At 52.3% G+C, this 23962-nt stretch carries 19 protein-coding genes and 1 riboswitch; of the genes, 10 read left to right on the forward strand and 9 right to left on the reverse strand.

From position 1 onward, the window contains the following. Window positions 1-54: 54 nt before the first annotated feature. The 5 genes from frdA (at window position 55) to A0G03_RS18655 (ending at window position 4067) form a co-directional block, all read left to right on the forward strand. Window positions 55-1851: a fumarate reductase (quinol) flavoprotein subunit gene (frdA, locus tag A0G03_RS18635; protein WP_048262613.1), complete on the forward strand. Its 1797-nt coding sequence runs from the start codon at window positions 55-57 to the stop codon at window positions 1849-1851. Then, the gene (locus A0G03_RS18640; RefSeq protein ID WP_048262615.1) at window positions 1844-2581 is read left to right on the forward strand and encodes a succinate dehydrogenase/fumarate reductase iron-sulfur subunit; all 738 of its coding nucleotides are present in this window, start codon (window positions 1844-1846) and stop codon (window positions 2579-2581) included. The genes frdA and A0G03_RS18640 overlap by 8 nt, the downstream gene beginning before the upstream one ends. 12 nt (window positions 2582-2593) lie before the next feature. Then, the gene (gene frdC, locus A0G03_RS18645; RefSeq protein WP_048262617.1) at window positions 2594-2989 is read left to right on the forward strand and encodes a fumarate reductase subunit FrdC; all 396 of its coding nucleotides are present in this window, start codon (window positions 2594-2596) and stop codon (window positions 2987-2989) included. A gap of 14 nt (window positions 2990-3003) precedes the next feature. Continuing rightward, complete coding sequence (gene frdD / locus A0G03_RS18650) at window positions 3004-3360, forward strand: fumarate reductase subunit FrdD (protein WP_005972985.1); 357 nt, start codon at window positions 3004-3006, stop codon at window positions 3358-3360. Between the two features lie 122 nt (window positions 3361-3482). Then, the gene (locus tag A0G03_RS18655; protein WP_048262619.1) at window positions 3483-4067 is read left to right on the forward strand and encodes a lipocalin family protein; all 585 of its coding nucleotides are present in this window, start codon (window positions 3483-3485) and stop codon (window positions 4065-4067) included. Between the two features lie 121 nt (window positions 4068-4188). On the opposite strand, the gene A0G03_RS18660 is transcribed toward A0G03_RS18655, so the two are convergent. The 3 genes from A0G03_RS18660 to efp all read right to left on the reverse strand — a co-directional run bounded on the left by A0G03_RS18660 (window position 4189) and on the right by efp (window position 5572). Further along, complete coding sequence (locus tag A0G03_RS18660; RefSeq protein WP_422120987.1) at window positions 4189-4452, reverse strand: DMT family protein; 264 nt, start codon at window positions 4450-4452, stop codon at window positions 4189-4191. A gap of 238 nt (window positions 4453-4690) precedes the next feature. After that, complete coding sequence (locus A0G03_RS18665; RefSeq protein ID WP_014916783.1) at window positions 4691-4822, reverse strand: entericidin A/B family lipoprotein; 132 nt, start codon at window positions 4820-4822, stop codon at window positions 4691-4693. A 183-nt stretch (window positions 4823-5005) separates the two neighbouring features. After that, window positions 5006-5572 (reverse strand): elongation factor P, encoded by a 567-nt coding sequence (gene efp / locus A0G03_RS18670; protein ID WP_048262621.1) that lies wholly within the window; start codon window positions 5570-5572, stop codon window positions 5006-5008. A gap of 42 nt (window positions 5573-5614) precedes the next feature. On the opposite strand from efp, the gene epmB reads away from it, so the two are divergent. After that, window positions 5615-6661 carry an EF-P beta-lysylation protein EpmB gene (epmB, locus tag A0G03_RS18675; protein ID WP_048262623.1) on the forward strand — a complete coding sequence of 349 codons (1047 nt, stop codon included), beginning with the start codon at window positions 5615-5617 and terminating at the stop codon, window positions 6659-6661. Window positions 6662-6725: 64 nt separating this feature from the next. On the opposite strand, the gene A0G03_RS18680 is transcribed toward epmB, so the two are convergent. Both A0G03_RS18680 and pgi read right to left on the reverse strand, forming a co-directional pair. After that, the gene (locus tag A0G03_RS18680; protein ID WP_048262625.1) at window positions 6726-7070 is read right to left on the reverse strand and encodes a DUF4156 domain-containing protein; all 345 of its coding nucleotides are present in this window, start codon (window positions 7068-7070) and stop codon (window positions 6726-6728) included. A gap of 43 nt (window positions 7071-7113) precedes the next feature. Beyond that, on the reverse strand, window positions 7114-8763 hold the full coding sequence (gene pgi, locus A0G03_RS18685) for a glucose-6-phosphate isomerase (RefSeq protein WP_048262627.1): 1650 nt from the start codon (window positions 8761-8763) through the stop codon (window positions 7114-7116). A 182-nt stretch (window positions 8764-8945) separates the two neighbouring features. After that, window positions 8946-9138: riboswitch (Lysine riboswitch) on the forward strand. 114 nt (window positions 9139-9252) lie between these two features. Here pgi and lysC point away from each other — a divergent pair. Beyond that, complete coding sequence (lysC, locus tag A0G03_RS18690; RefSeq protein WP_048262628.1) at window positions 9253-10629, forward strand: lysine-sensitive aspartokinase 3; 1377 nt, start codon at window positions 9253-9255, stop codon at window positions 10627-10629. Between the two features lie 359 nt (window positions 10630-10988). Here the strand turns inward: lysC and A0G03_RS18695 are convergent, their stop codons facing one another. Continuing rightward, complete coding sequence (locus A0G03_RS18695; protein WP_048262630.1) at window positions 10989-12635, reverse strand: Na/Pi cotransporter family protein; 1647 nt, start codon at window positions 12633-12635, stop codon at window positions 10989-10991. 377 nt (window positions 12636-13012) lie between these two features. Between A0G03_RS18695 and A0G03_RS18700 the strand changes: the two genes are divergently transcribed. Together A0G03_RS18700 and A0G03_RS18705 are read left to right on the forward strand one after the other, a co-directional pair. Beyond that, the gene (locus A0G03_RS18700) at window positions 13013-14467 is read left to right on the forward strand and encodes a DASS family sodium-coupled anion symporter (RefSeq protein WP_048262632.1); all 1455 of its coding nucleotides are present in this window, start codon (window positions 13013-13015) and stop codon (window positions 14465-14467) included. A 41-nt stretch (window positions 14468-14508) separates the two neighbouring features. Continuing rightward, on the forward strand, window positions 14509-15285 hold the full coding sequence (locus A0G03_RS18705) for a response regulator (RefSeq protein WP_048262634.1): 777 nt from the start codon (window positions 14509-14511) through the stop codon (window positions 15283-15285). Between the two features lie 65 nt (window positions 15286-15350). Here A0G03_RS18705 and foxA read toward each other — a convergent pair whose 3' ends face one another. The 3 genes from foxA to metH all read right to left on the reverse strand — a co-directional run bounded on the left by foxA (window position 15351) and on the right by metH (window position 22839). After that, window positions 15351-17456, reverse strand: coding sequence for a ferrioxamine B receptor FoxA (gene foxA, locus A0G03_RS18710; protein ID WP_048262636.1), 2106 nt, complete (start codon window positions 17454-17456; stop codon window positions 15351-15353). Between the two features lie 195 nt (window positions 17457-17651). Further along, entirely contained in the window at window positions 17652-18608 is a 957-nt protein-coding gene (locus A0G03_RS18715; RefSeq protein ID WP_048262638.1) for a helix-turn-helix transcriptional regulator, read from the reverse strand. Between the two features lie 547 nt (window positions 18609-19155). Next, a complete protein-coding gene (metH, locus tag A0G03_RS18720) occupies window positions 19156-22839 on the reverse strand; it encodes a methionine synthase (RefSeq protein WP_048262640.1) in 3684 nt (1227 codons plus the stop codon). A 189-nt stretch (window positions 22840-23028) separates the two neighbouring features. Here metH and iclR point away from each other — a divergent pair, with 189 nt between their 5' ends. Then, on the forward strand, window positions 23029-23859 hold the full coding sequence (gene iclR, locus A0G03_RS18725) for a glyoxylate bypass operon transcriptional repressor IclR (RefSeq protein ID WP_048262641.1): 831 nt from the start codon (window positions 23029-23031) through the stop codon (window positions 23857-23859). Window positions 23860-23962 lie beyond the last annotated feature (103 nt).

The raw sequence follows: 23962 nt of genomic DNA on the forward strand, positions 1-23962 counted from the left end.
TAGATATTATTTTTTTATTTTAACTTAATTAACTTAAGTAACTGGAGGAATGCATTGCAAACCTTTAATGCTGATTTGGCCATTATCGGGGCCGGGGGTGCTGGCCTACGAGCAGCAATAGCTGCCGCGGAAGCTAACCCTCAACTGAAAATAGCGCTGATCTCAAAAGTCTACCCAATGCGTAGCCATACCGTGGCGGCAGAAGGTGGATCGGCAGCGGTGACTCAGGAACACGATAGCTTTGATTATCACTTCAACGACACCGTATCTGGTGGCGACTGGCTGTGTGAACAAGACGTTGTTGAGCACTTCGTCAAACACTGTCCGGAAGAGATGATTCAACTGGAACAGTGGGGCTGCCCTTGGAGCCGTAAACCCGATGGTTCTGTCAACGTTCGCCGCTTTGGCGGGATGAAGATCGAACGCACCTGGTTTGCCGCCGATAAGACCGGCTTCCATATGTTACATACGCTGTTCCAAACGTCCCTTAAATATCCACAAATCCAACGTTTTGATGAGCATTTTGTCCTCGACGTTCTGGTCGATGACGGCCAGGCACGCGGTCTCGTTGCCATCAACATGATGGAAGGCTCGCTGATTCAAATCCGTGCTAACGCGGTGGTACTGGCGACTGGCGGTGCAGGACGCGTGTACCGTTATAACACCAATGGCGGTATCGTCACGGGCGACGGTATGGGCATGGCGTTCCGCCACGGCGTTCCGCTGCGTGATATGGAATTCGTTCAATATCACCCGACCGGTTTACCCGGCTCCGGTATCCTGATGACCGAAGGCTGTCGCGGCGAAGGCGGCATCATGGTCAACAAAGACGGCTACCGTTACCTGCAAGACTACGGCATGGGCCCGGAAACACCACTGGGCGAACCGAAAAACAAATACATGGAGCTGGGGCCGCGCGATAAAGTATCGCAAGCATTCTGGCACGAATGGCGCGCAGGCCGCACCGTCTCAACCCCGTTGGGCGATGTGGTTTATCTCGATTTGCGCCACCTCGGCGAGAAGAAGCTTCTGGAACGTCTGCCGTTCATCTGCGAACTGGCAAAAGCCTATGTCGGCGTCGATCCCGTGAAGGAGCCGATTCCTATCCGTCCTACCGCACACTATACGATGGGCGGCATTGAAACCGATCAGAATTGCGAAACCCGCATCAAAGGCCTGTTTGCCGTCGGCGAATGTTCTTCTGTTGGCCTGCACGGTGCGAACCGCCTTGGTTCCAACTCGCTGGCCGAACTGGTGGTCTTCGGGCGCGTCGCAGGTGAGCATGCCGTACAACGTTCACAGGCGGCAGCACCAGCCAACGGTACCGTGCTGGACGCACAAACGCGCGACATCGAACAGCGTCTGCATGACCTGATGAATCAGGAAGGCACCGAGAGCTGGGCGAAAATCCGTGACGAAATGGGCATGTCGATGGAAGAAGGCTGTGGTATTTACCGCACCACCGACCTGATGCAGAAAACCGTCGATAAGATGGCGGAGCTGAAAGAACGCTTTAAACGCGTGAAAATCACCGACCGCTCCAGCGTGTTCAACACCGATCTGTTGTACACCGTTGAACTGGGCCACAGTCTGGATGTTGCAGAATGTATGGCGCACTCGGCAATCAACCGTAAAGAATCCCGCGGTGCGCATCAGCGTCTGGATGATGGCTGCACCGAGCGTGATGACGTTAACTTCCTGAAGCATACGTTGGCGTTCTATAACCCAGAAGGGGCACCTCGTCTGGAGTATAGCGATGTGAAGATTACCAAACTGCCACCGGCCAAACGCGTATACGGTGCAGAAGGCGATGCTCAGGAAGCAAGTAAGAAGGAGCAGGCGAATGGCTGAGATGATCAAAACCCTGAAAATGGAAGTCATGCGCTATAACCCTGAACAGGACAGCGAACCGTATTTTGAGACATTCGACGTCCCGTACAACACGCAGACTTCCCTGCTGGATGCGCTGGGTTATATCAAAGATAACCTGGCACCGGACCTCTCTTACCGCTGGTCCTGCCGTATGGCAATCTGTGGCTCCTGCGGCATGATGGTGAATAAGGTCCCGAAATTGGCCTGTAAAACCTTTCTGCGTGAATACACGAACGGTCTGAAGGTCGAAGCGCTGGGCAACTTCCCTATTGAGCGCGATCTGGTGGTCGACATGACCCACTTCATCGAGAGTCTGGAAGCTATCAAGCCGTATATCATCGGCAACGATCGTAAACCTGCTGACGGCCCGAATAAGCAGACCCCCGCGCAAATGGCGAAGTATCACCAGTTCTCCGGCTGTATTAACTGTGGTCTGTGCTATGCAGCGTGTCCGCAGTTCGGCCTGAACCCTGAGTTCATCGGCCCGGCTGCGATTACGCTGGCGCACCGTTATAACCTGGACAATCGCGATCACGGCAAGAAAGAGCGTATGGCGCAGTTGAACGGTAATAACGGCGTCTGGTCCTGTACGTTTGTGGGCTACTGCTCAGAAGTGTGTCCGAAGCACGTCGACCCTGCCGCTGCCATCCAGCAAGGTAAAGTCGAAAGCGCGAAAGACTTCATGATCGCCATGCTGAAACCACAATAAGGAGGGACAAGGATGACAACTAAACGTAAAGCGTATGTTCGCGGCATGTCACCGACCTGGTGGAAAAAGCTGGGGTTCTACCGCTTTTATATGTTGCGTGAAGGGACTGCTGTTCCTGCCGTCTGGTTTAGCATCGTCTTGATGTGCGGCATTTTCGCACTGAAAAACGGGCCTGAAGGCTGGGCAAACTTCGTCAGCTTCCTGCAAAACCCGCTGGTACTGCTGATTAATATCGTGGCTCTGCTGGCTGCTGCGCTGCACACCAAAACCTGGTTTGAGCTGGCACCGAAGGCAAGCATCATCGTCATTAAAGACGAAAAAATGGGGCCGGAGCCAATTATTAAAGGGCTTTGGGCTGTCACCGTGGTGGTAACCGTAGCCGTTCTGGCGATCGCCTTACTATTCTGAACAGGAGAAATAACGTGATTAACCCAACGCCAAAACGTTCCGACGAACCTCCTTTCTGGGGCCTGTTCGGTGCTGGTGGGATGTGGAGCGCATTCTTCGCTCCGGTAATCATCCTGCTGGTCGGTGTGATGCTGCCTCTGGGGCTGTTCCCAGACGCGTTAACCTATGAGCGCATCGCCGCGTTCAGCCAGAGCTTTATCGGCCGCGTATTTTTACTGCTGATGATTGTGTTACCGCTCTGGTGCGGCCTGCACCGTATTCACCACGCAATGCATGACCTGAAAATCCACGTTCCTGCCGGGAAATGGGTGTTCTATGGTCTGGCGGCAATCCTAACCGTCGTCACCGTCATCGGTGTCGTCACGCTGTAGGCATAACGCTGCAAATGTAACACCGTACTTAACGGCCTGTGTAATACAGGCCGTATATTTCTCCACCTGCTTACGCCCATCGTCTACACTGGAACAGAGATAAAAAACGATGAGACGTCAATATGATGCCCTTTAGCGCTATTCGCTTTAACACCACTTTCCTCAAACCTCTTATCTTCAAAATCAGACGATGCGGGAAAGCATGCATTGCCGCGCTAGTGGCACTCGTTTCCGTCGCCTGTAGCGTAACGCCCCCCGATAACGTCACCGTCGTGGAAAATTTTGACGTCAATCGTTACCTCGGTACATGGTATGAAATCGCCCGCCTCGATCACCGCTTTGAGCGTAATCTGGAGCGCGTTACTGCAACTTACAGCCCGCGGGATGACGGCGGTATCAAGGTTATCAATCGTGGCTTTAACGTCGAAAAACAGGAATGGAAAGAAAGCATCGGGAAGGCATATTTCACGGGGTCACCTCAGAGCGGGGCGCTAAAAGTGTCGTTCTTCGGGCCGTTCTATGGTGGTTATAACATCATTGAACTGGATGACGACTACCGCTACGCCCTGATTTGCGGGCCAAACCGTGACTACCTGTGGATTCTCTCACGCACGCCAACGTTAGATGCCACGACACGCGACAAACTGGTCGCCACAGCCAAACGCTACGGCTTCCCGACAGAGGCGCTCATTTGGGTCAATCAGTAACCTGATCGTAATACGAAAATGAAACGGTGCGTTATCCCATAATCTTATCGCGAAACATAAAGAAAACCGCGCCCAGCAGGCATAACCCCGCCCAAATATAATCGGTGCGGAACGGCTCTTTTTAAATGTATATGGAGAAAGGGATAAATACGGAAAGGCTGAGCACTTCCTGCAATATTTTCAATTGACCGGCGGAGGCTACCTGATAACCAATCCTATTTGCAGGTACCTGTAAGAGGTATTCAAATAATGCGATCCCCCAACTGATCAACGCAGCAATTATCCAGGTTCGGCCGCTGAAATAGCGCAAATGCCCGTACCAAGCGAACGTCATAAATATATTGCTCAACGTCAGCATGCCGACAGTAATGAAAAGAGGCGACATTATTACTTCTCCGAGTGATCCACTTTCACATTATCTCGCCGAGTGGAAGAAAACGCCATCACGGCATTTTCTTCCACTCGGAAAAGTTATTACGACTTATTTCCTAAATCATACCCTAGATAATTCGAGTTGCATGCAGGCGGCGACGCAGAGAATCCCCAGGAGCTTACATCAGTAAGTGACTGGGGTGAGCGAGGAAAGCCAACACACATGCAGCGTGAAGTATAACGGGTATAGGCTATTGGGCGCTGCGCTGAATGGCCTTACCACCCGCCTCAACATCTTCCCCAACACCTCGGGTGGTATTACACCCAACCACTGCAGAGAGAATAACCAGAGAGAAAATGGCAACAAATGCTTTCTTCAACATACTCGGTTCCTTCTTTATGAGAATAGGATTTCAACGGTACGAAAGGACTGCTTTTTAAGCGTAGCCAATTTTGATTCTTGTGGAGGTTTTTTCGGATGAAGAGCAAAGCAACGGGGAACTTTAGAGAGGAAAATATGAATTAAAAAAGCCGCCTTCACAGAAGGTCGGCTTTTTTCGCATTAATTACTTAACGCGTGAAACGTACTCACCAGAACGCGTGTCAACTCTGACAACTTCGCCGATCTGTACAAACAATGGCACTTTAACCACGGCGCCGGTGCTCAGTGTTGCTGGCTTACCACCGGTTCCTGCGGTATCGCCTTTCAGGCCCGGATCGGTATCAGTGATTTCAGCTTCGATGAAGTTCGGCGGCAGAACGGTAATCGGGCGACCATCCCACAGCGTAACGATACATTCTGCGTTGTCTTGTAGCCATTTTGCAGAATCACCAACGGTCTTCTCTTCAACCTGATGCTGTTCAAACGTCTCAGGGTGCATGAAGTGGTAGAACTCACCGTCGTTATACAGGTAGTTCATGTTGGTATCTACTACGTCTGCACCTTCTACTGAGTCGGTAGACTTGAAGGTTTTTTCAACGCGAGAGCCCGTCAACAGGCGACGCATTTTTACACGAGCAAAAGCCTGGCCTTTACCCGGCTTCACAAATTCACTGGATTCGATAGCATACGGCTCGCTTTCGAATATGATTTTAAGACCGGAACGGAAATCGTTGCTAGAATAAGTCGCCATAAAGGCCCTCTACAATTTTAATACTGGTACGAAGCCAAAAAAATGGCACACATTGTAACCCTAAATATACCTTCCAGAGAAGATTGGTTGCAGCAACTTGCAGACGTAATTACCGATCCTGATGAATTACTGCAACTTTTGGCACTGAACGATCACGCAAAACTCCGGCAAGGCAATGATGCACGTAGGCTTTTTGCTCTGCGAATACCACGCGCATTCGCCGCCCGGATGCAAAAAGGTAATCCTGACGATCCGTTATTGCTACAAGTATTGACCGCGCGCGAGGAGTTTATCGTCACTCCGGGCTTCACGCATGATCCACTTGATGAGCAACACAGCGTCGTACCGGGGCTACTGCACAAATATCACAACCGCGCCCTGCTGCTGGTTAAAGGCGGCTGCGCGGTAAACTGCCGCTACTGCTTTCGCCGCCATTTCCCGTATCAGGATAATCAGGGTAACAAGGCAAACTGGCGTCAGGCGCTGGATTATATCCGCCAACACCCTGAGCTGGATGAGATCATTTTTTCCGGCGGCGACCCGCTGATGGCCAAAGACCACGAACTGGACTGGCTGATCACCGAGCTGGAACACATCCCACATCTGAAACGCCTGCGTATTCACAGCCGCTTGCCTGTGGTTATCCCCGCACGCATTACCGACGCGCTGTGCGATCGTCTGTCCCGCAGTTCACTTCAGGTGCTGCTGGTGACGCATATTAACCACGCGCAGGAAATTGATCCTGATTTAACACAAAGTATGGCGCGTTTGCGCCGCGCAGGCGTGACATTGCTCAATCAAAGCGTGCTGCTGCGTGGCGTGAATGACAACGCAGAGACGCTGGCTCGGCTCAGTAATGCATTATTTGATGCGGGTATTCTGCCTTATTACCTGCACGTACTGGATAAAGTCCAGGGTGCTGCCCATTTTCTGGTGGATGACAATGAAGCTCGCGTCTTAGTCAAAGCGCTAATGAAGAAGGTATCCGGCTATCTGGTGCCACGTCTGGCGCGGGAAATCGGGGGCGAAGCCAGCAAAACGCCGCTGGATTTAGGGATGAAGCAGCATCAGGACGACGCTGAGCTATAACACTGGGTGGGTAAAAATAAGGTGAGAGCAGGTTTCCCCCACTCTCACCCGGTTTTTCTTTAGCTTAAGGACATTTGTAAACGCTGCCGTTCATCTTGCTGTCTAGCGGCGCAAAGCTTGACCAGAAGGTTTCACTCGGGCTGGTTGCACCATAAATAGTATTACCGCCCATCGCCGCCGATTTATTACGCAGATCGTTTGCTGCACCGCGCATAGCACTGCCGTCGCTATGGTTACCCGCCAGCCAGTTAGACTGACTACCACTAACTTGCCCCAACAGCTGACATTCGCTTCCTGGCTTGGTATCCGTGAACGTCACGGCCTGCCCAGCCGCGCTAAGTTGACTGCTGCTACTACATCCCGCCAGTAAAACTGCCGCTGATAGACCTAACAAAATACGAACCTGCATGTCTTCCTCCTTGCGATTGAAAAACCAAAGGGCACAGGCCCGATTAGTTACGCCACGCTTTGAAGCGGTTGATCAGCCCGTTGGTGGAACTGTCATGGCTGTCGATCGTACTGTCATTTTCCAGCTCTGGCAGAATACGGTTTGCCAGTTGCTTACCTAACTCCACGCCCCACTGATCGAACGTGAAGATGTTCAGGATCGCGCCCTGAGTAAAGATCTTGTGCTCATACAGTGCGATCAGCGCGCCTAGGCTGTATGGCGTAATGTCGCGCAGCAGGATGGAGTTAGTCGGGCGGTTGCCTTCAAATACTTTAAACGGCGCGACATGTTCCACCTCTTTGGCACTTTTTCCTGCCGCCGCAAACTCGGCTTCAACAACCTCACGGCTCTTACCAAACGCCAGCGCTTCGGTCTGTGCAAAGAAGTTAGACAGCAGCTTGCTGTGGTGATCGCTCAATGGGTTATGGCTAACGGCCGGTGCAATGAAATCACACGGAACCAGTTTGGTGCCCTGATGAATCAACTGGTAGAAGGCGTGCTGGCCATTCGTGCCCGGCTCACCCCAGATAATCGGCCCAGTCTGATAATCTACCGGATTACCGTTGCGATCGGCTGATTTCCCGTTGGATTCCATATTCCCTTGCTGGAAATAGGCAGCAAAGCGGTGCATGTATTGGTCATACGGCAGAATCGCTTCGGTTTCTGCACCGAAGAAATTGTTGTACCAAATGCCGATCAGCGCCAACAGCACGGGCAGGTTTTTCTCCGCAGGGGTGGAAGCAAAATGCTTGTCCATCGCATGCGCGCCGCTGAGCAGCTTTTCAAAATTCTCAAAGCCCAGAGAGAGAATGATCGACAACCCAATCGCCGACCACAGGGAGTAACGTCCGCCGACCCAATCCCAGAACTCGAACATGTTGTTGGTATCGATACCAAATTCGCCGACGGCTTTCGCGTTGGTGGACAACGCAGCAAAGTGCTTGGCAACGTGTTTCTCGTCCTGCGCCGTTTTCAGGAACCAGTCGCGCGCGCTGTGCGCGTTGGTCATAGTTTCCTGCGTGGTGAAGGTTTTAGAGGCAACCAGGAACAACGTGGTTTCTGGGTTCAGCGGCTTCAACGTTTCAGCAATATGCGTGCCGTCAACGTTGGAGACAAAGTGCATATTAAGGTGGTTTTTATAAGGCTTCAGCGCTTCCGTTACCATGAACGGGCCTAAGTCGGAGCCGCCGATACCGATGTTAACCACGTCGGTAATCGTTTTTCCGGTATAGCCTTTCCACTCGCCGCCGATCACGCGTTCGCTGAAATCTTTCATCTTCGCCAACACCGCGTTGACTTCCGGCATCACATCTTTGCCATCTACCAGAATCGGCGTGTTACTGCGGTTACGCAGAGCAACGTGCAGAACGGCGCGATCTTCCGTGCGGTTGATTTTCTCGCCAGCAAACATGGCGTGAATCGCCGCAGACAGGTCAGTTTCCCGCGCCAGCGCGTGCAGTTTTTCCATGGTTTCGGCGGTGATGCGGTTTTTGGAGTAATCCACCAGCATCTGATCGTCGAACGTTGCGGAAAAATGCGCGAAACGGTCGCTATCTTGTGCAAACAGCTCGCTGATTTGCACGTCTTTCAGCGCGTCAAAATGGGTTTGTAATGCCTGCCAGGCGGCAGTTTGGCTTGGATTGATATTTTTCATAATGCGACTTTCTCTCTAAGCATGAGTTCAAAGTGACTGAACCGATTGTATCCCTTAAAATCCCAATTGAGATCCCTTTTCTTGCTAAAAGCGGTTCATGCCCTGTAGTTACTGACAGATTGTTTATTGACAGAAACCGCATAACCCGTTATTTCTAACACCGTACTTGCACACTCGGTGTGCAAGCCAGAAGAGGCGCGTCGCCCAGGTAAGATATCGGAGGAACCGTAATCCGCTGATGATATCCGAGGGGGAGCGACGCCGAGATGCGGTGAAATACGGCTTTCACCCTATCGACTACAGAGGCTGAATCCTCTGGGTTGTCACCGAATTCGTCCTGATGGACGTTCAGCAAGGTGGAGCGCTTCTGGGTGTATCGTAGTCATTTTCTACGCCTGCCCCCTACTTCTGCTCTCCCCCTGTGCCAAGGTTGATTAATGGAATGCTGTTTACTGAAAACAGCCTACCCCTGACACGAGGTTTTTTGACATGTCTGCAACTGAAGTATCCGCAAGCGCGAACTCTACCGTTATTGCTAAATTTGGCGGCACCAGCGTGGCGGACTTTGACGCCATGAACCGCAGCGCCGATGTGGTGTTATCGAATCCAAATGTACGCGTTGTTGTGCTGTCGGCATCGGCTGGCATTACCAATTTATTGGTCGCGCTCGCGGAAGGTCAAACGCCGGAAACGCGCGCCGAACATCTGGCGAAAATTCGCCAAATTCAATACGCCATCATCGATAAGCTGACCAATCAAAGCGTTATTCGCGATGAGATTGATCGCATGCTGGACAATGTTACCACGCTGTCTGAAGCCGCCGCGCTCGCCACGTCTAACGCCCTGACCGACGAATTGGTCAGCCATGGCGAACTGATGTCTACCCTGCTGTTTGTCGAAATTTTGCGTCAGCGTAATGTCGTTGCAGAGTGGTTTGATGTGCGCAAAATCATGCGTACCGACGATCACTTTGGCCGTGCACAGCCGGATTGCAGCGTGCTGGGCGAGCTAACTCGTAGCCAGTTGCAGCCGCGCCTTGAACAAGGCCTGGTGATTACCCAAGGCTTTATCGGCAGCGAGGCAAAAGGCCGCACGACCACACTGGGCCGTGGCGGTAGCGATTATACGGCAGCACTGCTGGGCGAAGCGCTCAACGTCAGCCGGATTGATATCTGGACCGACGTTCCTGGCATCTACACTACCGATCCACGCGTGGTGCCGACGGCAAAACGCATCGATCAAATCATGTTTGAAGAAGCCGCTGAAATGGCAACATTTGGCGCGAAAGTCCTGCACCCAGCCACGCTATTGCCTGCGGTTCGCAGCGACATTCCGGTGTTCGTCGGCTCCAGCAAAGATCCGGCTGCTGGCGGTACGCTGGTGTGCAATAAAACCGAAAACCCGCCGCTGTTCCGCGCGCTGGCGCTACGTCGTAAGCAAACGCTGCTCACGCTATACAGCCTGAACATGCTGCACGCACGCGGCTTTTTGGTCGAAGTTTTCAGCATTTTGGCGCGTCACAATATCTCCGTTGACCTGATCACCACATCAGAAGTCAACGTGGCGCTCACGCTCGATACGACCGGCTCCACCTCAACGGGCGGCAGTCTGCTGTCCAGCGCCTTGCTGACCGAGCTGTCATCGCTATGTCGGGTTGAGGTTGAAGAGAATCTGTCGCTGGTTGCGCTGATCGGCAACAAGCTGTCTCAGGCCTGTGGCGTAGGGAAAGAAGTGTTTGGCGTGCTGGAACCTTTCCGCATTCGCCTGATCTGCTACGGCGCCAGCAGCAACAACCTGTGCTTCCTCGTACCCGGTGACGATGCCGAGCGCGTAGTGCAGACGCTGCACCGCAGCCTGTTCGAGTAAATTCGCTCTCTCCGCGCTGTCTCTTAGTCACATTTTATGTGAGCGCGGATTTTGCCCTTATCCGGCGTCAAAAATTATGCATCGGTGGTCTTGGCCGCCGAGTGAGCGACAGGACGTCGCGAAAGCCAGTGCCGCGTCTGGAACGCGTCACTGGCGGCTCGACTAGCGGTCAGGAGCACCGATGGAACCGCGTCAGCGGCATAATTTCCGCCGAAAGCCAAGGGGTCACGGGGCGAGCGGCGATTGAACCGCCCCGTGTCGGGCGTGTGCTAGGAAGTAGCATGAAAATGGCAGTATTATGGCGCACGAAACGATCTCTTAGTCCGCATAACGATGACTATCACCTTCCACCAAAGGAATCACAATGTTAACGGTGATTCTTCGCGCTCTTCATCTCCATCCTGCTGCACAATCAGAACGTTGTACGCCACCGCACAGAACAGCGAATTCAATCGGTTCATGTCTCCGAGTAAGCTCAAATGGAGCGAACTGGTTTCCAGACTCTGTACGTTGTGCTGATGTAAGCGATCGACATGCGCATGCGCATAACGGCGGTTCATAATGCGGAAGCGGTGTTTGGCACGGCGCAGACGTTTCGCGCTGGTGACGTCCTCCGACAGGAAAACTGACAGCCCCAGACGCAGATTCGCCAGTAGTTGTTCATGCAACTGGTTCAACTCTTCCAGCCCCTGCGCAGAAAACGCCATGCGCACGCCAGATGAATGATTGGCGATGTCATCAGCCATGCGTTCGATAATATCTCCCGCCTGCTCCAGATTCAGCGCCACTTCGATAACTTCTGCCCAGCGTCGAGAATCTCGTTCATCCAACCCGTCTTTCTGAATCTGCGCCAGATAGAGCTTAATTGCGGTATAAAGGATATCGACATCATCATCAAGCCGACGGATCTCCCTCCGCTGCATATGGTCGCCCTGCAAGACTTCACGGTACAAGCGCAGCATCTGCTCCAGCACATCGCCAATTCGCAGCGTTTCTCGCGCGGCATTGGTCAGCGCCAGCGCAGGGGTATCCAGTGAGCTGGTATCCAGATGACGAGGCTTCATCTGGAGATCAACCTGCGGCGAGTCAGCAATCATCGCACAGGACAGACGCGCCACCACGCCGGTAAGCGGAATCAGCAGCAGGCAACGAATCAGGTTGTAGAACAGGTGGAAGTAGATAACCAACTCTTCGGCACTTAACGGAATGCGCGTCAGCCAGCGCGAAAGCGGTTCAACCAGCGGCAGCACAACCAAGCAGCCGATCAGCTTGAACAGCATGCTGCCGAGCGCCACGCGTCGGCCTGCCGCATTCTGCGTCGAGGTGCTCATCATCGTCAGTAATCCGCTACCCAGATTGGCACCGATGACCAGACACATCGCCACTTCCAGCGAGATCACGCCACTTGCCGTCAAGGTTGCCGTCAACAGCACCGCCGCCAGGCTGGAATAGGTAATCACCGCAAACAGCGCGCCAGCCAAGGCGTCCAGCATGACGTCGCCCGTCAATGACGAAAACAGTACCTTCACGCCCGATGTTTGCGTGATCGGAGCCGCAGCAACGACAATCATTTCCAGCGCCAGCAAAATCAGCCCCAGCCCAATCGCCACGCGACCAATCTGGCCGACTCGCATCTGTTTACGGCTGAGGAAAAATACCACGCCAAAAAAAATCAGCAGCGGAGAAAGCCAGGACAGATCGAACGTCAGAATTCGCACCATCAGTGCCGTACCGACATCCGCCCCAAGAATAATCACCAGCGCAGGGGTTAATGCCACCAGCCCCTGTGAGACAAAAGAGGTGGTCAGCAAAGCAGTCGCATTGCTGCTCTGCACCAGCGCGGTTACGCCAATCCCGGCCATAAAAGCCAACGGTTTTTTCTCAACGCTATCGCTGAGAACCCGTCGTAACTGGGTGCCATAAACCCGCATGATACCGGTACGCACAATGTGAGTGCCCCACACCAGTAACGCAATCGCAGAGAGGAGATTCAGCAGTGTTAACAAAAAGTCCGCGCCTCCAGTTAAACCATGTGTTGGGAAATACACGGTATTGGTGAATACGGTGTATTGATGAGGTAATGAACAACCATCTTACCAGATGTTGGCGGGCGGTACTGCGAGGCAACCCGCGTCAGAGAAAAATCACGTAACATCAATTAATGATTAAAGTTAATTAACTCACAATATTTAAAAAACAGAATCCAAATCAATAAGCCGACAATTTCACCTCACGTCTTTTCCGGTTAACGCTATGCTCTTTTTATCTCTATAACTCTTATGGGTTATATGCTTAGAAAACTTTAAGCATGCTTAATATTTAGCAAATTGAGTATGTTAGCGTATGCCCTACAATCCTTCTGACTTTTTAGTAAGGAAAATGGATGAAGACCAAAACCTCGTATGGACTAAACTGGTTCCCACTGATCGTTATTCTTGCCATCGCCGCTTTTTTTTGGCAAATGGAACCCCCAACAGGCTTAAACCCCGCCGCCTGGCACTCTGCCGTCATCTTCGTGGCTACAATCGTTTGTATTGTTGCTAACGTTCTCCCAATTGGCGCAATCGGTATTATCAGTATTACGCTCTTTGCACTGACGTACGCCGCGGGAGATAAAACGGCCAGCGGCGCGATACAAACGGCTCTCAGCGATCTGAACAGCTCGCTGATCTGGCTGATTGTTGTCGCCTTCATGATCGCACGCGGCTTTATCAAAACGGGGCTGGGTCGCCGTATCGCCTTGCAGATGATCCGTCTGCTAGGAAAACGGACTCTCGGACTAGCTTACGGTCTGGCCTTTGCCGATCTGGTGCTTTCCCCCGCGATGCCGAGCAACACCGCTCGCTGCGGCGGGATTATTTATCCGATTGCCGATTCGCTGTCGCGTAGCTTTGATTCCAAGCCGGAAGACGCGTCGCGCAGTAAGATTGGGACCTTCCTGATTACCTGTATCGGTAACGTTAACGACGTGACGGCGGCGCTGTTTATGACTGCCTATACTGGCAACCTGCTGGCAGTGAAGCTCGCGGCCAACGCAGGCGTTACCATTACCTGGGGAAGCTGGTTTCTGGCGGCGCTCGTCCCCTGCCTAATCTCTCTGGCGGTGGTCCCGCTGCTCGTCTATTGGCTGACCAAACCGGAAATTCGCCATACGCCGAATGCGCCAAAGCTGGCCGTCGCAGAGTTGGAAAAGATGGGTAGCATGAGCCGTGGTGAGTGGCTCATGGCCTTCACCGTTATCCTGCTGCTGGTATTGTGGATTTTTGGCGACCGCTTAGGTGTGGATGCGACGACCGCCTCCTTCGTCGGGCTTTCCTTCCTGCTGTTAACCGGCGTACTAAGCTGGGAAGACGTGAAGAGCGAGAAAGGTGCCTGGGATACGCTAATTTGGTTCGCCGCCCTGCTGATGATGGCAAATCAGTTGAAAAAGCTTGGCTTCACCAACTGGTTCGGCGATCTCATCGGCAGCAATATTGGCCATTTGATGCAGGGAACAAGCTGGGTATTGGTACTGCTACTGCTGAATGCGGCCTATTTCTACACCCACTATTTCTTCGCTAGCGGCAATGCGCAGATCGCCGCACTTTTTGCGGTGTTCCTCGGTGTCGGGATCAACCTGAACATTCCAGCTGTGCCGATGGCGTTCATGCTGGCATTTACCAGTAGCCTGTACTGCTCGCTGACGCAATATACTCACGCTCGCGGCCCCATTCTGTTCGGTGCTGGCTACGTGCCTACTGCCGTCTGGTGGCGCACTGGCTTTGTCGTCAGTCTGGTGAATCAGGCGATCTTTATGGGAGCGGGTTTATTGTGGTGGAAAGTGATTGGTCTGTATTGATATATTAGACTTGCGACAAATAACAAAATGAGACTAGCAGCATGGATGTGGATAAGTTTATGGGTTCTGCAATGGGCTTCACCAAAAGCCCATTGGGTATTATTGCATTGTTTATTGTACTAGTGTACGCCATAGCGTCATTTGTTGTTACTTTTGGAAGTAATATACAAGACCATGTTTCTCTATTAATATATTTCATGATTACGTTCCCTTTTGTCGTATTCTTAGGGTTTTTATGGTTGGTCGGATGGCATCATCAAAAGCTATATGGCCCTGCAGATTTTAAAAATGAAGATAATTACCTTAAAACACAGTTAGTTTCGATAGCATCTCTTAGTATTGCGATGACAAAAGATGGGAAAGAAAACACAAATACACCAATATTTCAACTCAATGAGATAGTTGATCTTGTATTACAAAATCCTCAAAAGGAATCATCTACTAGAGCATGGAGAAATCGAATCCTTTGGGTAGATGATCATCCCGAGAACAATGTCTATGAAAGAACGGCCTTTGAAGCACAAGGTATCAAATTTTCATTATCTCTCTCAACTGACGATGCATTATTTGAGTTGGAACATAATAAATTCTCGGTAATTATTTCCGACATGGGAAGAAAAGAAGGCGATAATGAAGGTTATATATTGCTAGAAAAAATAAGACAAAAAAATATTCGAACACCCTTTATAATATACGCAAGCTCTAACTTACCTGAGCATAAATTAATGGCAAGAGAACGCGGGGCCGTTGGTTCAACAAATAGAGCCGACGAGCTTTACCAACTCGTTATGAGTGTAATAGCTTCATCCCACGAATAGAAATATATTTTTTTAGTAAAAATAAGTAGCACAGATAGTAAAGTGACTACCTGTGCTATCAAATATCAAAAAGTGTATAGGACGCTGCCGACTACGCTGCGCTCTGCACCGAAGTAACAGAACTCCAGCGAGTTACAGGCCGCTACATAGCGTTTATCGGTCAGGTTGTTGACGTTAAGCTGCGCACTCAGCCCTTTCAGACCCACTTTCGAGAGGTCGTATCCTACCGCCATATCCACCAGCGTATAGGAAGGCAGCGTATGGGTGTTGGCGCGATCGGAGGTCACACCGTTCACGTAACGCACACCGGAGCCAATGGTCAGGCCATCCAATAGACCGCTTTTCACATCATAGCTGGCCCAGGCGCTGGCCTGATTGCGTGGCGCGTATACGGCACGTTTTCCTTGCTCAGCCACGCTGCTTTTCTTATAGCGAATATCCGTATAGGTATAAGCCGCTTGTAGACGCAGATTATCGGTAATATGGTTCACCGCCTCCAGCTCTACCCCTTCCGATTCGATTTCACCAACGGAGCGGTAAGGATCGTTAGGCTGAACTTTCGTGGCGACATTTTTCTGATTAATACGGAAGACCGACAGACTGTACTGATCCTGAGAGCCTTCCGGCTGATACTTCATCCCCGCTTCCCACTGTTTACCTTTCATCGGCTCCAGCACGTTGCCGTTATCATCAGCGAAGCTGGTCGGCGTAAAGGCCGTAGAATAGCTGATATACGGTGCAAAACCGTTATCAAACAGATAGAGCAAGGCCGCACGCGAGCTAAAGTTGTTTTTATCAAGTTCACTATGTGTGCCATTGGTATGGTTAACGTGGGTTACTTTCACCCGATCGTGGCGACCACCCAGCGTTAAGCGCCAGCGCTCCCAGCTCATTTGATCTTGTAGATAGATCCCCGTCTGTTGCAGTTTATGTTTTTCCAGCGTGTTGGACATTGCAGTTGGACCCGAACCGTAAACAGGGTTAAATGCGTCGATTTCCGGGAAGGAGCCTGAGGGCCAGTCCACATTATTATTACGTTGCTGATAGTCGATCCCCACCAGCAGGCGATGATTTACTGCGCCCGTATCCACACTGCCATCAAGCTGATTATCTAACGTTAACGCAGACAGCGATTCACGGGAACCGGAGTAGTAACGAGTCAGCGTATCCGCGCTCGGCTGCGTCCAGCCATAGGCGTAGACCTGATCTAAATGGACTTTAGTGCGCAGGTAACGCAGCTTTTGACGCACCGCCCAACCGCTATCGAAGCCATGCTCAAAGTTGTATCCCACCATGTTTTGCTTACGGTCGTATTTCTCATAATTCTCTTCCCCTTCATAGAAGGTGTTCGAGATTTTCCGCCCGTTATGCGCCACCACGGTGCCTTCATACGGTAGGCCAGAGTGGCTACCGCCTTCAGGATCACGTTGCAGGTAAGCCATGAATTCCAGACGCGTCTTGTCGGAAATCCGCCACAGCAGACTAGGCGCAATCGCATAGCGCTCTTCTTTGGTCTTTTTGAACTGCGTATCGGCTTCGCGCACAATTCCACCCAGACGGAACGCAAACCGCTCGTCATCGTCCAGCGGACCAGTAACGTCAAATGCTGCGCCACGCTGCGCATTATTGCCCGCAAACAGTTTGATCTGTCCGCTGCGGTCGAACGAAGGCTGACGAGAATTCAGCGCCACAATTCCGCCCGGTGAAGAACGTCCATAGAGTACAGACGCGGGGCCTCTAACCACTTCAATGCTGTCAAGAAACCAAGGATCGACCACCAGCGAGCTATGAGAGTTGGTATCCCCCATCATCTTCAGCCCGTCGAGATAGACGTTATCCAGACTGCCGTCAGAAAAGCCGCGCAGCACCATATAATCAAAGCGGTTAGAAGCACCAATCTGATTATTGAACACGCCCGGTGTATAGCCGACCGCCTGCCGAACGCTGGTCGCCCCTTGTTCCTGAATTTGATCGCGCGTAATGATAGAAACGGCCTGAGGAGTCTCAATATCGGGCGTTTCCAACTTGGTTGCACCGCGTTGTGTTTGAGACGTCACGACTAGCGTATCGCCCTGAGAAGAAGAGGATGGCGTATCCTGCGCGAGTGCCGACACAGTAAATCCACTGGTGAAACAGCCAACCACCAGCGCCAGCCGCGTTTTTCTGAACATGGGAATCTCCACAGACCTTATTATTGTAAATAAGAATTATTACCGTTTTTGGTCTGGCGATAGCTATGCGCAGTGACAGCTTACGTATGCGCAATGACAAAATGGGAACTCAGCGGAAAGACGCCAACCGGGCAGCAAAGTGGCAATGCCTGGCGTAAACAGGGTCAATGCATTGATTAAGAAAGGAAGGAAGGACTAGCTGGCGATGCGCGCATCGCTCGGCGCAATGCCGTAACGTCGCCGGAAAGCCGTAGCAAAGTTGGTGGCGTGCTGGTAGCCCGACATCCAGGCGGCCTGCTGAACGCTATATCCTTGCGCCAGATAGCGTCGGGATAGCTCCAGCCGACAGTCGCGCAGGTAGTCAAAGACAGAATGACCATATGCCTGACGAAACTTGGTACGCAGGCTACTGGTGCTCATCGCAGCCAGTTGCGCCAGTTCATTGAGGGTGTACTCTTTTTCAGGCTGTTGCGCCAGACGTCGCCGAACATTCTCCAGCCGATCCTGTTCGCCGGGCGGAGGCAATATGCGTCGTTCTCCCCCACGTTGGCCAAATGACAAACCATGCCCCAGCAGTTGTAGCATCACCCCTTCCAGCATAAGCTGGCGCGATAATCCCGGAGTGGTGTTTTCAAGCGCATGTTGTAACCCCGATAACAAATAGCCGGGAACCTGCCATAAAAAGGCCGGATTACCGCTCTGTTCCCATTCACTCAGCAGTAGGCCTAAGAGCGGCTCCAGAGCAAACGTTGCGGGAAAAATCCCCAGCGATACGGTACGAAGATGGTGATCCGCAAGGTGGCTGGCGTTCATGACGAGCGGGTCACCCAGTCGGGTGCTAAATGCCATACCAGACCGCACGACAAACTCTTTACCGTTCAGGCGCAGCGCGACACATCCTTCCAGCACCACCAGCGTATAAAACGGGCAGCAGTGCAAAGACGTAGATTCGTAAGGCTGCAACACACGCACGTTAGAGTTCGTCAGACAAATACCGGAGGATAACGTCATCTCTTCGACATCGCCCTGCACAACGATATGCTTTTCTTTCGTGCGATCGCGGCACGATGACAGCTGCGGGAAATGGTAATCAATCCCGTAACGTTCACCGATATCGAAGAAATCCTCGATGGAAAAGAGTCGTTTTAACATGAGCCTGGAAGATACCCTCATCCTGTTTAACGCCCAGAATCAGGCCTGCGGTTATCGGGAATAGCGTGACGCAGCGACGTATGCGCTACGGAAATCGTTATCCACCTTAGCATTGCGCGGCAAGCGCATCAATAAGACTGATAAGTATTCTCATCATGGTAAGTTTCACGTGGTGCTAGGTTAAGAATTAGAAACCACACACGAGCTAATAGGTTTTGTTTTCCAACTGGCGTTAAAAAATTATACTGAGGCGGGCGAGGACGCCGTGTGAGCAGCATGGACGCTGCGAAAGCTAGTGCCGCGCCGGGAGCGCGTCACTAGCGGCACGATTAGCGTTCTCGAATGCCGAAGGAACCGCAAAGCGGTAATAATTTCGCCAGAAAGCCTGGGTTCTCAGGGCAGCGGCGACTGAGCGCCCTGAGCGGGCGTGGCGCTAGTGCCACAGAGAAATAATGTGGTTTATCACGCACGAAACGCCACTTCACTAGCATAGTGAGATGACAACCTCTCCAAGGTTGATGTTGCCATACTCGACTTAGGTCGTAACTTAATCCGCATCATAACCCAGATTTGGCGCGAGCCAGCGTTCGACTTCGCTCACATCCATGCCTGTGCGCACCGCGTAATCCTCTACCTGATCGCGTTGAATTTGCGCGACGGCAAAGTATTTGCTGTCAGGGTGGCTGAAATACCAGCCGGATACCGACGCGCCCGGCCACATGGCGTAGGATTCGGTTAGCTTCATGCCAGTATGTTTTTCCACATCCAGCAACTGCCAGATTTGTACTTTCTCCGTGTGGTCTGGACAAGCCGGATAGCCCGGTGCGGGACGGATGCCCTGATAATTTTCACGAATCAGTAGCTCATTACTCAGGTTCTCATTCGGCGCATAGCCCCAGTAAACCTTACGCACACGCTCATGCAGATATTCTGCAAAAGCTTCCGCCAGACGGTCAGAAATCGCCTTCACCATGATCTTGTTGTAATCATCGTGCTGCGCTTCCCACAGATCCGCCAACGCATCCTCTTCCAGCCCGCCGGTCACCGCAAAGGCACCCAGATAATCAGGCTTGCCGCTGGATTTAGGTGCCACGAAATCAGACAAGCAGTAGTTCGGGAAGTCGGTTTTTTCCGTCTGTTGACGCAGATGATGGCTGACTGACAGCACCGTTTCGCGCCGTTCATCAGTATAAATCACTACGTCATCCCCCACGCGGTTCGCCGGGAATAGGCCAACCACGCCACGAGGGTTCAGCGCACCGCGCGCAGACAAACCGTCCAGCATCGCATTAGCATCGGCAAACAATCGCTTAGCCTCTTCACCCACCACTTCATCTTCCAAAATACGGGGATATTTCCCCGCCAGCGACCAAGTCATAAAGAATGGCGTCCAGTCGATGTAGTTGCGCAGTGTTTCGATGTTAGCCGTTACCGCCTGCACGCCCAGCCGATGCGCAACCGGTGGCGTGTAGTTTTCCCAATCCAGATCCGAGGCATTAGCACGAGCGGTCTCCAGCGTCACGGGCGGCGTTCTTGGCTTTTTACGCGCATGCTGAATACGTACGGTGTCGTATTCTTTGCGGGTACGCGCAACAAAGTCGTCATACTGTGTGCTGGACAGTAAAGCCGATACCACACCGACAGAGCGTGAGGCATTCTGCACGTAGACGGTCGGGCCGCTGTAGTTCTGCTCAATCTTCACGGCGGTATGCGCTTTAGAGGTCGTCGCGCCGCCAATCAACAGAGGCAGCGTAAAGCCCTGACGCTCCATCTCTTTCGCCACGTTGACCATTTCATCCAGCGACGGTGTAATCAGGCCGGACAGCCCGATGATATCGACCTTCTCTTCACGCGCGGTCTTCAGGATTTTATCCGTCGGCACCATCACGCCCAGATCGATAATTTCGTAGTTGTTACATTGCAGCACCACGCCGACAATATTCTTACCGATGTCGTGAACGTCGCCTTTTACCGTCGCCAGCAGGATTTTCCCAGCAGACGAGCCTTTGTCTTTACTGGCATCAATGTAGGGTTCGAGGTAAGCCACCGCCTGCTTCATCACGCGCGCGGATTTCACTACCTGCGGCAAAAACATTTTGCCTGCACCGAATAGGTCGCCGACCACGTTCATGCCGTCCATCAACGGACCCTCGATTACCTCAATCGGTCGTGACGCCTGCTGACGCGCTTCTTCCGTATCCAGCTCGATAAACTCGGTAATGCCTTTAACTAGCGAATACTCCAGACGCTTCTTCACATCCCAGCCGCGCCATTCTGCCTGCGTTTTACTGCCTTCATCTTCTGTTTTGCTACCGCGATATTTTTCCGCCAGTTCGAGCATGCGCTCGGTAGCATCGCTGCGACGGTTAAGGATCACATCCTCAACCGCATCACGCAGCTCAGCAGGAAGATCGTCATAGATCGCCAACTGACTGGCGTTCACGATCCCCATGTCCATACCATTGCGGATCGCGTAATACAGGAAGACGGCGTGGATCGCCTCACGCACCAGATCGTTGCCACGGAATGAAAATGACACGTTGGACACGCCGCCGGAGATCATCGCATGCGGCAACTGCGCCTTAATGTCTGCACAGGCTTCGATGAAATCCACCGCGTAGTTGTTGTGCTCGTCGATCCCCGTTGCCACAGCGAAAATATTCGGGTCGAAAATAATATCTTCTGGCGGGAAGCCGACGTCTTCCGTGAGGATGCGATACGCCCGGCGACAAATTTCAATTTTACGCGCGCGGGTATCCGCCTGCCCGACTTCATCGAAGGCCATCACCACCACGGCGGCGCCATAGCGGCGCACCAGCTTAGCGTGATGGACAAAGGCTTCAACGCCCTCCTTCATGGAGATCGAGTTAACAATGCCTTTGCCCTGAATACATTTAAGCCCTTTCTCAACCACATCCCATTTTGAGGAGTCGATCATAATCGGCACACGGGCAATATCAGGCTCACCGGCGATCAGATTCAGGAAGCGGATCATCGCCGCTTCCGCATCCAGCATGCCTTCATCCATGTTGATGTCGATGATCTGCGCGCCACTTTCCACCTGTTGGCGGGCGACATCCAGCGCTTCGTTATATTTCTCTTCTTTGATCAGACGTTTAAAACGTGCAGAACCGGTAACGTTCGTTCGTTCTCCCACGTTAACAAACAGCGTATTGGCATCGATGGTCAGTGGTTCAAGGCCGGATAAACGGCAAGCCACCGGGATCTCCGGCAGCGTGCGCGGCGGCACACCGTCCACGACTTTCACCATCGCGGCAATATGTGCAGGCGTCGATCCACAGCAGCCGCCGACGATATTCAGGAAACCCGATCGCGCCCATTCGCCGATATGTTTCGCCATATCAGCAGGATCCAGATCGTATTCCCCGAAGGCGTTAGGCAGCCCCGCATTTGGATGCGCGCTCACATAGCATTCTGAAATACGTGATAGTTCGGCGACATACTGGCGCAGCTCATCCGGCCCCAATGCACAGTTCAGACCGAAGGAAAGCGGACGGGAATGACGCAGGGAATTGTAAAAGGCTTCCGTGGTTTGGCCGGATAGCGTACGTCCTGACGCATCCGTGATCGTGCCGGAAATCATCACGGGTAGAACAATCCCTAACGCCTCAAATTCACTTTCGACGGCGAAACTCGCCGCTTTAGCATTCAACGTATCGAAAATGGTTTCGATCATGATCAGATCAACGCCACCGGCGATCAATGCGCGAGTGGATTCACGATACGCTTCGACCAACTGATCAAAACTGACGTTACGAAACGCAGGATCGTTAACATCGGGGGAGATCGATGCGGTGCGGTTCGTCGGGCCAAGCACACCGGCTACATAGCGCGGCTTATCCGGCGTTAATGCTGTCCATCTGTCTGCGCTAGCACGCGCCAGCTGTGCGGCAACGGTATTGATTTCCGCCGACAGCGATTCCATATCATAGTCCGCCATCGCGATGGTGGTGGAGTTGAAGGTGTTGGTTTCGAGAATATCGGCACCAGCTTCCAGATAGGCATCATGGATTTCACTAATCACCTGCGGCCTGGTCAGCACCAGCAGATCGTTATTTCCTTTCACATCGCTCGGCCAGTCAGCAAAGCGCTCGCCGCGATAATCTGCTTCCTGCAGGCGATAACCCTGGATCATGGTACCCATACCACCATCCAGCACCATAATGCGTTGCGCCAACTGACGCCGCAATTCATCTACCCGATTACTCACGCGAACCCCATTCCCGGCCAATAAATACGATATGTTGTGTATCCTAGCATAAGTTATGAGCACGCTAACGCGAGGCAGCATGAGACTTTTTCAGGTAATTTGCCGATGAAAAACACAGAGAAAGAAGAGTTGCATTCTGTGGCAAAAAAACGAAAATCAATTCCATTACCATAAAAAGGAATCGATGCCATGACGCCACCAGAGCCAGCCAAACGCGGAAAAAAACCGAGAGCCAGCGCGGGCACCGCTGCGCAGCCAACCGGGCAGGTTCAATCGCTGACACGTGGTCTGACGCTACTTGAATATATCGCCAAAGCAAACGGCAGCGTGGCGCTAACCGATCTGGCTCAGCAGGCCGGTTTACCGAATTCCACCACTCATCGTCTGCTCACCACAATGCAACAACAGGGCTTTGTGCGTCAGGTGGGCGATCTGGGGTTGTGGACGATCGCATCGCACGCGTTTATCGTCGGCAGTAGCTTTCTGCAAAGCCGCAACCTGTTGGCCATTGTGCATCCGATACTGCGCAAATTAATGGAAGACTCAGGCGAGACGGTCAATCTGGCCGTTCTCGATCAAACAGATAGTCAGGCGATCATCATCGATCAGGTGCAATGTACGGCGCTAATGCGTATGTCTGCCCCGATCGGCGGTAAGTTGCCGATGCATGCTTCCGGTGCTGGAAAAGCATTTCTGGCTCATTTACCTGATGCTCAGGTCACGCAGTTGCTGCACAAGAAAGGACTGCATGGCTACACGCCACACACGTTCAGTTCGCCACAAGCGCTGAAAGAAAATCTCCTGTTGATTCGCAAGCAGGGGTATTCGTTCGATGACGAAGAGCACGCACTGGGGCTACGCTGCATCGCAGCATGTATTCTGGATGAACATCATGAAGCCTTCGCCGCCATCTCCATTTCCGGCCCCGTATCGCGCATCACGGACGACCGCGTCACAGAACTCGGTGCGCTGGTGATCAAAGCGGCGAAGCAGGTCATGCAGGAATACAGTGGGTTATAAACAAGGTGTATTCCTCGTCAGGCCTTTTAGGCGCATGTCTATGCAGACTATGGGAAGGTTTCGTGCGCAATAATACCGTTATTTTCATGCTACCTCGTAGCAC

It is taken from the genome of Pectobacterium peruviense, from assembly GCF_002847345.1.
In the GTDB taxonomy this organism is placed as follows: Bacteria; Pseudomonadota; Gammaproteobacteria; order Enterobacterales; family Enterobacteriaceae; genus Pectobacterium; species Pectobacterium peruviense.

Bases quoted from the DNA above. Each gene is read 5' to 3' on its own strand.
- A0G03_RS18640 (WP_048262615.1), top strand. From the start codon at position 1,844: ATGGCTGAGATGATCAAAACCCTGAAAATGGAAGTCATGCGCTATAAC.
- frdC (WP_048262617.1), top strand. From the start codon at position 2,594: ATGACAACTAAACGTAAAGCGTATGTTCGCGGCATGTCACCGACCTGG.
- A0G03_RS18655 (WP_048262619.1), top strand. From the start codon at position 3,483: ATGATGCCCTTTAGCGCTATTCGCTTTAACACCACTTTCCTCAAACCT.
- A0G03_RS18660 (WP_422120987.1), bottom strand. From the start codon at position 4,452: ATGTCGCCTCTTTTCATTACTGTCGGCATGCTGACGTTGAGCAATATA.
- A0G03_RS18665 (WP_014916783.1), bottom strand. From the start codon at position 4,822: ATGTTGAAGAAAGCATTTGTTGCCATTTTCTCTCTGGTTATTCTCTCT.
- efp (WP_048262621.1), bottom strand. From the start codon at position 5,572: ATGGCGACTTATTCTAGCAACGATTTCCGTTCCGGTCTTAAAATCATA.
- epmB (WP_048262623.1), top strand. From the start codon at position 5,615: ATGGCACACATTGTAACCCTAAATATACCTTCCAGAGAAGATTGGTTG.
- A0G03_RS18680 (WP_048262625.1), bottom strand. From the start codon at position 7,070: ATGCAGGTTCGTATTTTGTTAGGTCTATCAGCGGCAGTTTTACTGGCG.
- pgi (WP_048262627.1), bottom strand. From the start codon at position 8,763: ATGAAAAATATCAATCCAAGCCAAACTGCCGCCTGGCAGGCATTACAA.
- lysC (WP_048262628.1), top strand. From the start codon at position 9,253: ATGTCTGCAACTGAAGTATCCGCAAGCGCGAACTCTACCGTTATTGCT.
- A0G03_RS18700 (WP_048262632.1), top strand. From the start codon at position 13,013: ATGAAGACCAAAACCTCGTATGGACTAAACTGGTTCCCACTGATCGTT.
- A0G03_RS18705 (WP_048262634.1), top strand. From the start codon at position 14,509: ATGGATGTGGATAAGTTTATGGGTTCTGCAATGGGCTTCACCAAAAGC.
- foxA (WP_048262636.1), bottom strand. From the start codon at position 17,456: ATGTTCAGAAAAACGCGGCTGGCGCTGGTGGTTGGCTGTTTCACCAGT.
- A0G03_RS18715 (WP_048262638.1), bottom strand. From the start codon at position 18,608: ATGTTAAAACGACTCTTTTCCATCGAGGATTTCTTCGATATCGGTGAA.
- iclR (WP_048262641.1), top strand. From the start codon at position 23,029: ATGACGCCACCAGAGCCAGCCAAACGCGGAAAAAAACCGAGAGCCAGC.